The following is a 15,177-nucleotide window of genomic DNA, read 5'->3' on the forward strand; positions in this document are numbered from 1 at the left end:
GGCCTTTATTCCGGCCACATGCTTTGATGGACAAGATGCTAGGGCGCTGCCGCGCTCGTGAAAAATGCTTTATTTTGTCCAGCTCATGTCTTTTTGTTATGGATAGGTAAGCCCATGAACCTTCGTCAGCTCGAAGCCTTTCGCGCAGTGATCCTGGGGCAGACGGTGACCCGCGCCGCCGAGATGCTGCACATTTCCCAGCCCGCCGCGACCCGGCTGATCGCCAGCCTGGAAGAAGACATCGGCTTCAGCCTGTTCGACCGGATCAAGGGGCGGCTGCAACCCACCGCCGAAGCCATGACGCTTTATCAGGAGGTGCAGCGGTCGCTGCTGGGCGTGGAACGCATCGCGCGGACCGCACAGGACATCCGCAACCTCAAGCGCGGATCGCTGCACATCGCCTGCGCGCCGGCCATGGGCTTGTCGTTCCTGCCACGGGCCATCGCCGCGTTCATGGCCGAGCATGACCAGGTGCAGGTTTCCCTGGTGGTGCAATCCTCGCGGGAAGTCGTGGACCTGGTGGTGGGCCAGCGTTGCGACCTGGGCTTGATCGTCCTGCCCAACACCTACCCGAGTCCCCGCGCTGAAAAACTGCTGGCGACACGGATGCTCTGCGCCCTTCCCGCTGGCCATCGTCTGACGGATCGCCGGATGATCGTGCCGCAAGACCTGCACGGCGAGCGATTCATCTCCTATCCGCAGTCCATTGGTTCTCGCCAGCATATCGACGCGATTTTCGCCGCACACGGCGTGGAACGTGAATTGCGCCTGGAGACGCAGCTTTCCCAGCCCATGTGCACGTTCGTCGAGCAAGGCCTGGGCGTTGCGTTGGTGGACGCCATCAGCGCGGTCGAATACCGGGGCAACGGCATCGTCTTCCGCGCCTTCGAGCCGGCGATTGAAATGGACTTCAGCATGTTGCTGCCGATTCAGGGACCCTTGTCGAAATTGCAGGCGTGCTTTCTGGAACACATGCAGCGATTCATCGAGGCGCAGGTGCCGGCGGCGTATCGGTTTTAGCTGGCTCAATGGATCCATTGGGCAAATCAGTGAAGACTTGATGGATCACTTGACACCAAAACTGAACTGCCGCAAAACCCGTGGCGAGGGAGCTTGCTGCCGATGGTCTGCGAAGCAAGCCCCTTAATGGAATCAAGGTAAAGCTCACTCGCCGTTTTGCGGCTGCTGTGCAGCCGAGCGGGAGCAAGCTCCCTCGCCACGGGTTTTGTATAGGCTCGACTATCGGGACGTGTCTCTCCTGGGCCTCAATCCGTCGTGCTCGCCGCCAGCACCCCCAGCGTGCGACGCTCGGGGTTCCAGATACTCAGGCACCAAACGCCCCACCATTCCATGCCATCGTCGAAATAATCACTCCAGGGGTCCCGGGCCGGGTCGGGCTCGTCGCTGGCCAACCCGTTGAAGTTGAAATTATCGACCCAGTCCACCACCACCACGCGGGCATCCGGTGCAAGCCCCAACAGGTCAAGCCATTCCTTGAACAGCGCCTGGGGCGTGTCGTCAACGAAGCGAGTGCCATAGGGTGGCTCGCAGAACGCGTCGTACAAAGCGAAGGATTCCGGGTTTCGCCCGGTCTTTTCAACACTCACCAGTTGAAGGATCTCATCGCGCCCTAGCGCTCTGGGCCGGGCTTTGGCCAAGTCCCAGTTCATGTTTGGAGGCGGGACGTCGGCAACGGACGGATCCACGACCAACTGACGGTGCTGTTCGAGCCATTGAGCCTTGATGTGCTGGAACAGCCGGTCTACCGCCTGGCCATGCAGCGCTTGGTCGACGGTATCAACCGCCTCGGGCGCGAAGACCAGGAAATCAAACGCGCAACCGGCTTTCTCCATCCGCTGGCGCAACGCATCACTGGTCGACTGTTCAACGATCCTCAACATGACGAGCTCCGCTAACCCTTGACGCACACCACTTGACGCAGTGTATGCAGCACTTCGACAAGTTCACGTTGTGCATGCATTACCTTTTCTATGTCTTTGTAAGCCATGGGAATTTCATCTATCACGGCGACGTCCTTGCGGCACTCCACATGGGCGGTGGCGCGCACTTGGTCGTCGACGGTGAAACGCTTTTTCGCTTCGGTGCGGCTCATGACCCGACCGGCCCCGTGGCTGCACGAACAGAACGATTGCTCGTTGCCCAGGCCCCGGACGATGAAACTTTTGGCGCCCATCGAGCCGGGAATGATGCCCAGTTCGCCTTTTTGCGCCGATACCGCGCCTTTGCGGGTCACCAGCACCTCGCGTCCGAAGTGTCGCTCCCTCTGCACATAGTTGTGATGGCAGTTCACCGCTTCCAGAGCCACATCGAACGGTTTGCTGATCACCTGTCGCGTGGCCTGTATCACGGCGTCCATCATCAACGCCCGGTTCTGCCGGGCGAAATCCTGGGCCCAGCCCACCGCTTCGACGTAGTCATCGAAATGTCGGCTGCCTTCTTCAAAATAGGCCAGGTCTCGATCCGGCAGATTGGCGAGGTGTTGGCGCATGTCGGCCTGGGCCAGCTGGATGAACAGGTTGCCGATGGCGTTGCCCACGCCCCGGGAGCCACTGTGCAACATGAACCAGACCCGATTGGCCTCATCCAGGCACACCTCGATGAAATGATTACCGCTGCCCAGGGTCCCGAGGTGCTGGCGATTGTTGGTGCGGGCCAGCTTCGGGTATTTGTCGGTAATCGCCTTGAACCGCGCGGCCAGCACGGACCACGCCTGGTCCGCGTGCCGTGGGACGTTGCTCCAGGCGCCTTTGTCGCGCCCGCCATGGCTGAGGCTGCGGCCATGGGGCACGGCTTTTTCAATGGCGCTACGCAGGGCCTGGAGGTTGTCGGGCAGATCGGCGGCATCCAGTGAAGTACGGGCCGCAATCATGCCGCAACCGATGTCCACCCCCACCGCAGCGGGAATGATTGCCCCCACGGTCGGGATCACGCTGCCTATGGTCGAGCCCTTGCCGAGGTGGACATCGGGCATCACCGCCAAGTGCTTGAAGATAAACGGCATCTTCGCGGTGTTTATCAATTGTTGTCGGGCCTCGGGCTCCACCGGGACGCCCTGGGTCCAGAGCTTGATGGGCTTGCCGTTGGCGACTTCCAGCAGGTCGTAGGTGTTTTCTTGCATGACCGGAGCACTGTCTGTAGGCGAACCGGCTTGATTGCCGGTTCATGATTTTCGACACCGGCCATGAACGCAGATTCAGGTGCGGTCTGTCGAATGCGATTGCGTGACGGGATGTGGCGAGCCTGCCTCGAGGCTGTGGCGATACTCGCTGGGCGTCTGGTTCATCTCGACGCGAAAGTGCCGATTGAAGTTGGACAGGTTGTTGTAACCGACTTCAAAGCAGATGTCCGTCACCGCCATTTCGCTCTGCGACAGCAACCGGCAGGCGCGCTGGACCCGGAGCTTGCGCGTCAGGTCGATGAACCCGTGCCCGGTGATGCGTTTGAAGAACCGAGAGAATCCGGGCTCGCTCATGCCCAGTTGCTGGGCGATCTCTGACACGCGCAGGTCGCCCGTGAGTTCGGCTTGCAGATATTCGAACGCTTTTTGGATGCGCTCCGAGCTGCGCGCGTCAAGGACCGGCGCATAGCAAGGACTGGCCAGGCATGAGGCCTCGCCGTCGCCGGCATGGCCAAGGGTGTCGAGCAGTTCGAGAAACAGCGCCAGTCGCGCCAGCCCCCTGGCCGGGCCGATCGCTTCGAGCAGTTGCGCGGCACGGCGCGCAGTGCCGCCGCTAAAGGCCAGGCCACGTCTGGCCCGCTCGAACAATCGCTGCAGATCCCCCAGTTCAGGTAAGGTCCGGCGCAACGACAACAGCGTGGCACCGTCGAACTGCAACACCACGTCGCGCCCGACCAACTGCTCCCCGGGTGCGACATCGCCGATCCAGTCGTGAGGCAAATCCGGCCCGATCATCGCCACATGGCCTGGCCCGAAAGGGCCCATGTAGTCACCGACCAGCAACCTGCCGCTGCCCTGGCGGATCAGGTGGATTTCAAACTCCGGATGATGGTTCCAGCGTGCCAGCGGATAGGGATAATCGTGTTCGTACCAGCGAAAACTGTGCTCGGGCTCGGTCAGGATGACTTCCAGCTCGGCAGGCCGGTGATCGTACAGCAGCGTTCGGTGGTCAGGCATGTCGCGCCTCTTTCTCGTTATTGCGGGCACCTTACGCCGAGTGCCTAGGGCCTCGCCAGCGTCGTCGCGATCGCGCACCGATACTTTTTTAACACGGGCGCTGGGGTAGTCGATCGCGTTAAAAAAGTATCAGTTTTCAGCCCCACTGGCGTTTGTCGGCTTCCGCCCGCGCTGCTGTAATCGGTCTGCCCCTAACAATGACAGGACTTCCCCATGAAACGACTGGAAGGAAAAAGCGCCCTGGTGACCGGCGCCGCCCGCGGCATCGGACGCACGTTTGCCCAGGCCTATATCAACGAAGGCGCGACGGTGGCGATTGCCGATATCGACCTCGAGCGTGCCAAAGCCACCGCCACTGAACTGGGCGACAGCGCCTTTGCAGTCAAGATGGACGTGACTGACCAGGCGTCAATCGATGGCGCCATCGACGCAGTCGTGGCCCGTGCGGGCAAGCTGGATATTCTGATCAACAACGCGGCCTTGTTCGACCTCGCGCCCGTCGTCGAAATCACGCGCCAGAGCTACGAACGGCTGTTTTCCATCAATGTCGCCGGCACCTTGTTCACCTTGCAGGCCGCCGCTCGGCAGATGATCAGCCAGGGCCACGGCGGCAAGATTATCAACATGGCAAGCCAGGCCGGCCGGCGCGGCGAGGCCCTGGTGGCGGTCTATTGTGCCTCCAAGGCTGCCGTGATCAGCCTGACCCAGTCCGCCGGGCTGGACTTGATCAAGCACCGGATCAACGTCAACGCCATCGCCCCTGGCGTGGTGGACGGCGAACATTGGGACGGCGTCGACGCGCTGTTCGCGCGCCATGAGAACCTGCCGTTGGGAGAAAAGAAGCGGCTGGTCGGGCAACAGGTCCCGTATGGCCGGATGGGTACGGCCCAGGACCTGGTCGGCATGGCGATTTTCCTGGCGTCGGCGGATAGCGAATACGTGGTGGCACAGACCTACAACGTCGACGGAGGCAACTGGATGAGCTGACGCGCTGGAAGTTTTATGGCCTTGAGACGACGAAAATGGACCTAATCGCCTGAAAATTGATCCGACTACTTGAGGATCGTCCCAAACGGTACCAAACGGTGCCGTTGCAAGGGATTTCAAGAGAGCGTGAATACCGTTGCCCCAGCGGGGCAAAAATTGCGCATCATAGGCGCCGTCCGCTCAAGGGAGATTTACATGCGTGCCATTTTTTCCGTCATGCGTCTTGCCGCGCTGTCGCTGGGACTGGCGTTTGCCACCAGCGCCGCAGCCACCGAGGAGACGCAACTGGTCGAGTCCATCAACCTCTACCGCAGCCAGTCCCAAAGCTGCGCGGGCCAGGCGTCCCTGGAATTGCCACCGCTGGCGATGGATTCGCGGTTGATCCTGTCGGCCAATGGCATTGGCGATCTGCAACAGGCGTTGGCGCGAGCAGCCTACCCGATGGTCAATGTGCAGGCCATCAGCCTGTCCGGGCCGCGCGACGCCCAAGCGGCAATGAAGGCTGTACAGGAAAGCTTCTGCCAAGTTGTGCTGGACCCACAATTTGTCGATATCGGCGTCAGTCGCCTGGACCGTGAGTGGCGCATCGTGCTCGCCCGCCCGCTGTTATCGGCGCGCCTGGGTGATTGGCAGGCCGAAGGGCAGAAATTGCTCAAACTGATCAACAGCGCCCGCGCACAGCCGCGCCGCTGCGGCACCGATGCGTTCAGCGCCACGACGCCGCTGGCCTGGAACGCCACGCTGGCCCTGGCCGCTGTCAATCACACCCGGGCCATGGCCAACAACAATTTCTTCGATCACAAGGACCGTGACGGACGCATGCCGGGCGATCGCGCTGAATTGGCGGGTTACCTGGGCCAGGCCATCGGCGAAAACATCGCCGCCGGCCAGGACACCGCGCTGAAGGTAGTGGACGGCTGGCTGGCAAGTCCGGGGCACTGCGCCAACCTGATGAATCCGCAATATCGCGAACTGGGCGCCGGGTATGCGGTGGACCCGAAGAGCGATGCGGGGATCTATTGGACGGCGATGTTTGGCACTCAGTAATTGTATTGATCGAACTTGCGCCTTCGCGAGCAGGCTCGCTCCCACATGGATTGCGGTTTTCCCCTGTGGAAGCGAGCCTGCTCGCGAAGGCCGCGCATCGGCCCTCATTCCAGCCGCAATACCTGCCGCACATGCCCCATGAACTGGCTCAACGACGGTGACGGGGCTACTGGCTTGCACTGCAGCAGACCAATCGAACGTTTTGCCGGTTGATCGATGGCGGTGACGGCGCATTGCTCGCCGATGTTGAACACCGCCGTGCAACTGGCCGGCAACAGCGAGAATCCCAGCCCTTCCCGCACCAAGGCCGTGGCGGTGCTCATATGCGCCACTTCCCAGGCAGGCAACGGATCGACGTTCAGGTAACGCAACGCAGCGTCAGCCAACGGCCGGATGCTGGTGTCCGGCGTCAGGGCGATATAAGGCTGCTGCGTCCAATCGCGTTGATGATCCTTGTGGCTCAGCAGCACAAGGTTGTCATCCAAAAGGCGCTCGAAGCTCAAGCCAGACAGGTCGTCCGGCAGTGAACTGATGCCGGAATCCACCTCGCCACGCTGCACCCAGCCCATGATTTCCCCCGCTCGGCCATCCAGCAGATGCACGTTCACGCCCGGATGCTCACGCTGGAAAGAAGCGATGACCACCGGCAGGAACGACGCGGCAGCGGTCGGCAACGCTGCGAGCCTGAGCGTGCCCCGGCTCAAGCTGAGGGTGTCGCGGGCGTCGCGCACGGCATCGTCCATGTCCCGAAGCATGCGCCGGGCCTGGGGCAGGAAATGCTCGCCGGCCGGGGTCAGCTCGACGCTGCGGGTGTTTCGCGCGAGCAATTGCAGGCCCATGCTTTCTTCGAGTTTGCGGATGCTGTAGCTCAGCGCCGGCTGGGACAGGTGCAGCTGTTCGGCGGTGCGGGTAAAGCTGGACGTTTCAGCGATCAGGATAAACGCACGCAGCTGGCGGAAGGATACGTTCATGGCCCGCTCATAAAATTATTGGATCAATTGATTCTACCTTTAAAATTCACAGAACAATCCAGCCTCTCCACTATAGGGCCACCCTTCAGTGGAAAACGGACATGACAAAAACAATTCTCGTCGGGTGTGGCGCCGGTTTCGCCAATGACCGGCCTGACGCGGCCCTGCGACTGGCCCAGGACCTGGCACAACGCAGCGGCCAGCGGTACATCATGCTCGAGCTGCTGGCGGAGCGGACCCTGGCCGAAGCGCAACTGCGCAAGCGCCTCGATCCACAGGCCGGTTATTCCGCCCGGTTGTTCGATTTTCTCGAGCCCATGCTGGACCTTTGCATCGAAGCCGGGATCCCGATCATCACCAACGGCGGCGCCGCCAACCCGAGGGCGGCCGCCCAGCGACTGCGCAAAGCATTGGCCGGTCGTTTCCCTGGGCTGAAAATTGCCTGCGTGCTCGGCGACGACCTGCTTGAAGAAACACCGCCGCGCTATGAGCGATGGCTGTCGTCCGATACTCAACAGCCTGTCTCCGTGAACGTCTACACCGGCGCCGACGGTATCGTCCAGGCGTTGACCGGCGGTGCCGGCATCGTTCTTTGTGGCCGTGTAGCCGACCCTTCGCTGGCGGTAGGCGCGATTCGTCATGGGTTGGGTTGGAGCGCGGACGATTGGCGGAAAATCGCCGTCGCCACGGCGGCCGGCCATCTGTTGGAGTGCTGTACCCAGGTCACCGGCGGTTATTTTGCTCATCCCGGGATGAAAGACATTCCAGACCCGGTCAATCTCGGTTGTCCGATCGCCGAAATCCACGAGGACGGCCGCTTGATCCTGGGCAAGACCCGCCACAGCGGCGGCCGCGTCAGCGAGCAGACCGTGAAGGAGCAGCTTCTTTACGAAGTCCACGACCCTCGCCGCTACCTGACGCCGGATGTTGTACTGGATCTGGGCGAAGCACGCGTGCAGGACCTGGGCGACGACCGTGTGGAGATCAGCGGCCTGCTCGGCCATCCGCGTCCTGACACGCTCAAAGGATTGGCGGGCGTGCGTGGCCTCTGGTTCGGCGAGGCGGAAATATCCTATGCCGGCCCCGGCGCCGTGGCGCGTGCGGCATTGGCGCAAGAAATCCTGCTGGAGCGTTTCGACCGGTTGGCGCCAGGCGTACAGCCCTGGATCGATCTTTCCGGCGTCGCCAGCCTGTTCAACGACCAGGGCGGTCGCTATCTGCAAAAGCAACTCGCCCAGGCACCAGCCCTCGAAGATGTGCGCGTGCGCATCGGCCTGACCCACACCGACCGGTCGTTGCTCGAAGTGCTGTTGGCCGAGGTGGAATCGCTCTACACCAACGGGCCAGCCGGCGGCGGTGGCGTTCGGCGACACCTCGTCGAGGCCGTCACCACTCGCAGTTTCCTGCTGCCGCGCGGTGAAATCCATACAACCCTGGAGTGGTACTGATGAACCTCGTCACGCTCGCCGATTTTGCCCACGCCCGTGCCGGCGACAAAGGCAACATTCTCAGCATCGCGGTGTTTCCCCATGACGCGGCCCACTACGCTTGGTTGCTGCGGGAGCTGACCTGCGAACGGGTGGCCGAGCAATTCGCCACGCGGCGGCCTTCCATGGTGCATCGCTATGAACTGCCGAACCTCAATGCATTGAACTTTGTCCTTGAAGACGCCCTGGAGGGCGGCGTGAACCGCAGTTGCGGCCTGGACCGCCACGGCAAGAGCTTGAGCTATCTGCTGTTGGCCCTGCACCTGCCAGGCCCGCAAGACTGATCGATCCTTCGCCCGCCCGAACCATCCGACAAGAATAAAAAGAGAGGCTGCAACATGATTACAACCCTGGGTTTTTTGATGATGCTTGCCATCATCGGACTGATATTGCTGCGCAGGATCAGCCCGGTGGTGGCGTTCACCACCCTTCCCGTGATCGTTTGTTTGCTCGCGGGGTTCAATCTCGGGCAGATTGGCGAATTCATCAAGGCCGGCCTGATCACGGTTGCGCCGACTGCCGCGCTCTTCCTGTTTGCCATCCTGTTCTTTGGCATCATGCGTGACCGGGGGTTGTTCGATCCTCTGGTCAACCTGCTGATCCGCAGCACGGGCGGCAAACCCCTGGCTGTGGCGTTGGTGACCGTATTGGTGACGTCGGTGGTGCACCTGGATGGCGTGGGCGCCGCCACGTTCCTACTGACCATCCCGGCGCTACTGCCGTTGTACAAACGCTTGAACATGAGCCCGGCGATGTTGCTGTGTCTGGTGGGCACCACGGCGGGCGTCATCAATATGGTGCCTTGGGGCGGCACGACCGCCCGCGCCGCCGCGGTGTCGGGCCTGGACGCCACCGAGCTGTGGCTGGGCTTGCTGCCGGTGCAGATGGTGGGCCTGGTGTGCATGCTTGGGGTGGCGACGATATTGGGTATGCGCGCGCAGCGTCGCCAACCGATGTCGCTGGGGGCGGCGGCCGCAACGTGTGATGTAGACGGTCTGCAAACCCAGGATCGCGAATTCAGTCTTTCTCCCCGGGAGCCGCGCTACTGGCTGAACGTGGCCCTGACCGGTGGCATTCTGGTGTGCCTGTTCACCGGTATTTTCCCTTTGTATGCGTGTTTCATGGTGGGACTGGGCATCGCCCTGCCGCTGAATTTCCCATCCCTGGACGCCCAGGCCGAACGCCTCAAGGCTCATGCATCCGATGCACTGCAGATGGTCCTGGTGATGATGGCTGCCGCCGTCCTGCTGGGCGTGCTCTCCGGCGCGAAGATGTCCGACGGCATGGCCTTGGCGCTGATCGATATCCTGCCCGCGGGTTCTGCCCAATACCTGCACGTGATCGTCGGCTTCTTCGGCGTGCCCCTGGGCATGATTTTTTCGCCGGACGCCTATTATTTCGCCCTGCTACCGGTGATCAGGGACGTGGCCGCCGCGGCCGGCGTTCCCCTCGAAGCGGTCGCCCGGGCCATGTTGATCGGCGAGAACACCGGGTTCTCCATCAGCCCGGTGGTGCCCAGCGTCTACCTGGCGCTTGCGTTGTCCGGCGTCGAACTGCGCAAGCACATGGCCTATACGTTTTTCTGGGCCTGGGGCGTCAGCCTGGTGATGCTCGCTTTCGCCGTGGCAACCGGCGCGGTACAGGTCTGAGTTTCAAGGGTGGGTCTGGAAGATCAACGACCGATGCACCCCGGAGCCCGCCCTCACCCCATCACCAACGGCCAGCGCGACCGAGCCGAACGGCATCGCCGCGTCGCCACAAGCAAACACCCCGGGAATGCTGGTTTCCCGGGTCATCGGGTCGGCCTGGATGAACGCCCCGAGCGGGCCTTCTTCAAAGTTGCAACCCAGGGATCTGGCGAGGGAACTGGCAACGCGGGTATGCGGCAAGACAAACAGGCCTTCAATGGCGATCACTCGCCCGCCCGCCAACACCACATTGGCCCGATCGCCTTCAATACGTTCGACACGTTCCGGCACCAAGGTCACACCGCGTTGCGCCAGGCTGTCCTGTTGCTCACGGTCAGGTCGAACACACCATTGGTGAAAAACGTCGTCGGGCCCCAGTCGGGCAGCATCAAGGCATGGTGCAGCGACATCGGCGACGTCGCCAGCACACCAATCGGCCCTTGCTCCAATTCATAGCCATGACAGTACGGGCAATGGAAAACGTTTTTTCCCCAACGCTCCCTCAATCCTGGCACATCGGGCAACTCATCGATCACGCCGGTGGCGAGCAACAGGCGTTTGGCACTGTAGCGTTGTCCACGGGCCGTCTCGACGACGAAGCCGTCCGCGTCGCGGATGGCGTGGATCGCGCTATCCGACAGCCATTTCACGGTCGGGTAAGCCATGAGTTGGGCACGGGCGTCACTGGCAATGTCACCCGGGGCGCGGCCGTCCTGTCCGAGGAAACCATGGGAAGTCGCTGCAAACCGGTTGCGACGCTGGTCGGCGTCGATTACCAGCACCTTTTGACGGGCGCGGGCCAATTGGAGGCCAGCGGACAGGCCGGCGTAGCTGCCGCCAGCGATGATGATGTCGTGTTCCATGGGGCGATCTCCGTTTTCCGAAGGCGTGGAATTTTCTCGAAACATCGTATGTTTCTTGAAAAGCGCCTGTCAATGGTCTCGTAACTTTTGCCATTACAGGCGATACTCCACGCAGATTTACCTTCGGACCCACCCATGAGAAACGACACCCGCCTATCGCGCATGCTGCACGTCTTGATTCATATGGATCGCCACCAGCAATCGGCTACCTCCGACACCCTCGCCCAGATGCTGGGTACCAACCCGGTCGTGGTACGCCGAACCATGGCGTTGCTCAAGGAACAGGGTTACGTCACTTCGGAGAAAGGCCATCGCGGTGGATGGAGCCTGGCTAAACCGTTGGCGGAGATGACGCTGCTGGACATTCATCAGGCGTTGGGCAGCACGTCGATTTTCGCCATCGGCCTGTCCACTGATCATCCGCAATGCCTGGTTGAACAAGCGGTGAATGCGGCGCTGACGGATGCGTTCGATGAGGCCCAGGCGTTGTTGCTTGAGCGTCTGGGCAGTATCACGTTGGCCCAGTTGGCGGAGGATTTTGATACGCGGTTTCGGGACGAGCCCAAGGTCGAGCGTCACCTCTGATTCGTGGCGCACGCACATAAAAAAACGCCGCTCAATGAGCGGCGTTTTTTTACCTGACCAGACAGCGTCCGGTTTACAGCGCCATGTCAGCCGCTGGATTGGATTCCCGGGCAGCAGCCGGCTGGGCCGGAGCTACAACGGTGCCAGCCTTGCCGATAGCCGGTGGCGGGTCCAGTTGCAGCACTTCGCTGGTGTAGGCCCATTCCTGCGCAACACGCTCAGGGCTTTCGTTCAGCTTGGTGCCGTAGCTCGGTACGATCTGGCGCAGTTTTTCCTGCCAGGCCGGGGTGGCGACTTTGTCCTTGAAGACTTTTTCAAGCACGGTCAGCATGATCGGCGCAGCGGTCGAGGCACCTGGCGAGGCGCCCAGCAGGCCGGCGATGCTGCTGTCCTGGGAAGCGACGACTTCAGTGCCGAGTTTCAGCACGCCGCCCTTCTCTTCGTCACGCTTGATGATCTGCACGCGCTGGCCGGCTTGCCACAGGCGCCAGTCTTCCTGCTTGGCGTCCGGGAAATACTCTTTCAGAGCATTGAAGCGGTCTTCGTCCGACAGCATCAGCTGACCGGCGAGGTATTCCACCAGCGGGTACTGTTCGATACCGACCTTGGTCATCGGCCACACGTTGTGGGTCGTGGTGCTAGTCAGCAGGTCAAAGTACGAACCGTTCTTCAGGAACTTGGTAGAGAACGTCGCGAACGGGCCAAACAGGATCACGCGCTTGCCATCAAGCACGCGGGTGTCCAGGTGCGGCACCGACATCGGCGGCGCGCCAACCGAAGCCTTGCCGTAGGCCTTGGCCAGGTGCAGCTGAGCGACGGTCGGGTTTTCGGTCACAAGGAACGAGCCACCCACCGGGAAACCGGCGTATTCACGGGCTTCTGGAATGTCAGCCTTCTGCAGCAGGTGCAGCGCGCCGCCACCGGCACCGATGAACACGAACTTGGCGTCGGTCTCGGTTTCGGTCCCGTCTTTTAGGTTCTTGTACGAAACGCGCCAGGTGCCGTCTTCGTTGCGGGTGATGTCTTCCACTTCGCTGGAGAGCTTGAGGGAGAAGTTCGGCTTGGATTGCAGGTGAGCTGCGAACTGACGGGTGATTTCGCCGAAGTTCACGTCGGTACCCAGCGGACTCCAGGTGGCCGCGACTTTCTGGCTCGGGTCACGCCCTTGCATCATCAGCGGAACCCATTTGCTGATCTGCGCCGGATCCTCGGAGTACTGCATGCCGGCGAACAGCGGGCTGGCCTGGAGCGCGTCGTAGCGCTTCTTCAGGAACGCGATGTTGTCATCACCCCAGACGAAGCTCATGTGCGGCGTGGAGTTGATGAACGAGCGCGGGTTCTTCAGCACACCGTTCTTGACCTGCCAGGACCAGAACTGACGGGAGATCTGGAACGCTTCGTTGATCTCGATGGCCTTGACGATCTCGACCTTACCGTTCTTGTCTTCCGGCGTGTAGTTCAGCTCGGCCAGCGCGGAGTGACCGGTACCGGCGTTGTTCCAGCCGTTGGAGCTTTCTTCGGCAACACCGTCCAGGCGCTCGATCATTTCCATGGTCCAGCCCGGCTCCAGCTCATTGAGCCAGACGCCGAGGGTCGAACTCATGATGCCGCCACCAATGAGCAAGACATCCACTTTTTTCGGCTCGGCGGCGTGCGTGGTCGCAAGACCCATCGCCATCGCCAGGCCCAATAGCGCCGTGTGTGTTTTCTTCAACATGTGTGTATCCCTAGGATGGAACGCCATTCCGTCCTCCGATTTCGTTCAAGCATCAACCACACCCCATTGCGGCAAGGCCGGCGGGCGGGTATCGAGTGGACTGGAGGATGGACCTACAGGGGCCGAGCATATCGGCCTCACATTTATGTCTCTCCGGCGCTGACTTCTTGTAGGTCTTGGCTTCAGCTGGGTGAGGGACACTGCAAAACGGTCTGGATCGGGCCCGGCGTGGCCGTGCCCGATTGTCGCAGCGGGGGGAGTTTACAGAATGAACCAAACAGACCGAAGCGTATTTTTACATTCCAGGCAAAAACGCCGACCAAATGGCGGCGTTTTAATGGCTCGGTTGCGTCCCGCAAATATCGCGGTTTCGCCAAATCAGAGGTACTTGAGGAGCGAGATATCGCGACGGCGTTGTTTCAAGGCGGCGAACCAACGTGTTGGAAAAAACAGCACGACGGCCAGCATAACGCTCCACAACCAGACCATTGGCAAGTGATCGAAGCCGAAATACGCGCCCTGGTTGGTTCCCCACAAGGCGACCGCAACCAGGTACATGGCCTTCAGCACGTAGAGGTGCAGCAAGTAGAAAAACATCGGCGCGCCGCCGTAGATCGCCAGTTTCGCGATGCTCCCCCGCTCCTGGGCTTTTTCGAACAGGGCCAGCAGGATCAAGCCCAGCCCCAGCGTCGGCATGAGAAACATCAACGACGGCGGATATTTCGTCGCACTCATGAAACTCATGAATGTGCGCAACCCATCCCCGGTCTGGACCCAGGGTTTATCACCGTAGACATTGACATAGCGGATCAACGCGAAGGCGATCAATAAGCCAAGGCCGACCATGAACAACCGCCGCAGGCGCACGGCGGGCTCCACGTCCTTGGCGAACCATGGCCCGATACCCCAACCCAGCAGGATCACGCCGATCCAAGGCAGCACCGGATAGGTGGTGCGGGCCCGGGTGAACTCGGTGATGTCAATGAACGCCCGCTGGTGAAGAATCGACCACGGCACGAAAAACGGTGAATCCGGCCCGAGCACGATACCGTCCAGCAGGTTGTGCCCAGCGACGATGGCGACCCCAAGCACAATCAGCCAGCTGCGCTTGAAATGCAGCAGCGCCGCCAGGACGATCATGCAGATCCCGATGCACCAGATCACCTGCAACCACAGCGTCTTCGGCGGAAACTCGGCGTTCCACGCGAAACACACGAACGTCAGTTCCAGAAACACCAGGAACAGACCGCGCTTGAGCAGGAACACCGAGGTCTGGCCGGCGGTGTGTTTCTGGCTGTAGAGCCATGCCGACAAACCGGTAAGGAAGATGAACACCGGCGCGCACAGCGTGCTGAGCAAACGGGTGAAAAACAGGTCCGGGGTCACGCTCAGGGCATCGATCGGATCAGTGACCTGACGATGCAGAAGAAACGTTTCGCGCACATGGTCCACCAGCATCAACAACATGACGAATCCCCTCAGGGCGTCGATGGCGAGCAAGCGTGTGGCGGCTGTTGCGGTGGTGGATGCAAGGGTCGGCGCGATGACAGCGGCTGGGCTTGTCGCGCTTGGGGATAGACTCATGGCGGTACTCGGGCGGTCGTGGTCCGGACAAGGCAGATGAGAACACCTGCCAAATGAAAGCGGATAACATAACACGAATACCTGCAAATGCC

At 61.3% G+C, this 15,177-nt stretch carries 13 protein-coding genes and 1 pseudogene; 7 read left to right on the plus strand and 7 right to left on the minus strand.

Annotation, left to right across the window (positions count from 1 at the left end; genetic code table 11):
• Nucleotides 1-114 precede the first annotated feature (114 nt).
• Nucleotides 115-1,020, plus strand: a complete 906-nt coding sequence (locus tag J3P81_RS12745) for a LysR substrate-binding domain-containing protein (protein WP_420763910.1) — start codon at nt 115-117, stop codon at nt 1,018-1,020.
• 245 nt (nt 1,021-1,265) lie between these two features.
• Here the strand turns inward: J3P81_RS12745 and J3P81_RS12750 are convergent, their stop codons facing one another.
• The 3 genes from J3P81_RS12750 to J3P81_RS12760 form a co-directional block, all read right to left on the minus strand.
• Nucleotides 1,266-1,901 (minus strand): hypothetical protein, encoded by a 636-nt coding sequence (locus J3P81_RS12750; RefSeq protein WP_434558854.1) that lies wholly within the window; start codon nt 1,899-1,901, stop codon nt 1,266-1,268.
• 11 nt (nt 1,902-1,912) lie between these two features.
• Nucleotides 1,913-3,139 (minus strand): RtcB family protein, encoded by a 1,227-nt coding sequence (locus J3P81_RS12755; protein ID WP_434558856.1) that lies wholly within the window; start codon nt 3,137-3,139, stop codon nt 1,913-1,915.
• Nucleotides 3,140-3,214: 75 nt separating this feature from the next.
• Nucleotides 3,215-4,156 carry an AraC family transcriptional regulator gene (locus J3P81_RS12760; protein WP_420763907.1) on the minus strand — a complete coding sequence of 314 codons (942 nt, stop codon included), beginning with the start codon at nt 4,154-4,156 and terminating at the stop codon, nt 3,215-3,217.
• A 213-nt stretch (nt 4,157-4,369) separates the two neighbouring features.
• Between J3P81_RS12760 and J3P81_RS12765 the strand changes: the two genes are divergently transcribed.
• Together J3P81_RS12765 and J3P81_RS12770 are read left to right on the plus strand one after the other, a co-directional pair.
• Nucleotides 4,370-5,143: an L-iditol 2-dehydrogenase gene (locus tag J3P81_RS12765; RefSeq protein ID WP_434558858.1), complete on the plus strand. Its 774-nt coding sequence runs from the start codon at nt 4,370-4,372 to the stop codon at nt 5,141-5,143.
• Nucleotides 5,144-5,338: 195 nt separating this feature from the next.
• Nucleotides 5,339-6,190, plus strand: a complete 852-nt coding sequence (locus J3P81_RS12770) for a CAP domain-containing protein (RefSeq protein WP_420763905.1) — start codon at nt 5,339-5,341, stop codon at nt 6,188-6,190.
• A gap of 104 nt (nt 6,191-6,294) precedes the next feature.
• On the opposite strand, the gene J3P81_RS12775 is transcribed toward J3P81_RS12770, so the two are convergent.
• Nucleotides 6,295-7,161, minus strand: a complete 867-nt coding sequence (locus tag J3P81_RS12775) for a LysR family transcriptional regulator (protein WP_434558860.1) — start codon at nt 7,159-7,161, stop codon at nt 6,295-6,297.
• Between the two features lie 101 nt (nt 7,162-7,262).
• On the opposite strand from J3P81_RS12775, the gene J3P81_RS12780 reads away from it, so the two are divergent.
• The 3 genes from J3P81_RS12780 to J3P81_RS12790 are packed head-to-tail and all read left to right on the plus strand — an operon-like array spanning nt 7,263 to nt 10,297.
• Nucleotides 7,263-8,609, plus strand: a complete 1,347-nt coding sequence (locus J3P81_RS12780; protein WP_434558862.1) for an acyclic terpene utilization AtuA family protein — start codon at nt 7,263-7,265, stop codon at nt 8,607-8,609.
• Entirely contained in the window at nt 8,609-8,932 is a 324-nt protein-coding gene (locus J3P81_RS12785) for an AtuA-related protein (protein WP_434558864.1), read from the plus strand. The genes J3P81_RS12780 and J3P81_RS12785 overlap by 1 nt, the downstream gene beginning before the upstream one ends.
• A 54-nt stretch (nt 8,933-8,986) precedes the next feature.
• Entirely contained in the window at nt 8,987-10,297 is a 1,311-nt protein-coding gene (locus tag J3P81_RS12790) for a CitMHS family transporter (protein WP_434558866.1), read from the plus strand.
• Between the two features lie 3 nt (nt 10,298-10,300).
• Here J3P81_RS12790 and J3P81_RS12795 read toward each other — a convergent pair.
• A pseudogene (locus J3P81_RS12795) lies at nt 10,301-11,199 on the minus strand (NAD(P)/FAD-dependent oxidoreductase).
• Nucleotides 11,200-11,334: 135 nt separating this feature from the next.
• Here J3P81_RS12795 and J3P81_RS12800 point away from each other — a divergent pair.
• Nucleotides 11,335-11,784, plus strand: a complete 450-nt coding sequence (locus J3P81_RS12800; RefSeq protein WP_434558868.1) for an Rrf2 family transcriptional regulator — start codon at nt 11,335-11,337, stop codon at nt 11,782-11,784.
• A 73-nt stretch (nt 11,785-11,857) separates the two neighbouring features.
• Here J3P81_RS12800 and mqo read toward each other — a convergent pair whose 3' ends face one another.
• Nucleotides 11,858-13,501 (minus strand): malate dehydrogenase (quinone), encoded by a 1,644-nt coding sequence (gene mqo / locus J3P81_RS12805; protein ID WP_434558870.1) that lies wholly within the window; start codon nt 13,499-13,501, stop codon nt 11,858-11,860.
• A gap of 378 nt (nt 13,502-13,879) precedes the next feature.
• Nucleotides 13,880-15,085: a DUF1624 domain-containing protein gene (locus tag J3P81_RS12810; protein WP_434558872.1), complete on the minus strand. Its 1,206-nt coding sequence runs from the start codon at nt 15,083-15,085 to the stop codon at nt 13,880-13,882.
• Nucleotides 15,086-15,177 lie beyond the last annotated feature (92 nt).

The organism is Pseudomonas sp. R1-6 (genome assembly GCF_051132115.1).
In the GTDB taxonomy this organism is placed as follows: domain Bacteria; phylum Pseudomonadota; class Gammaproteobacteria; order Pseudomonadales; family Pseudomonadaceae; genus Aquipseudomonas.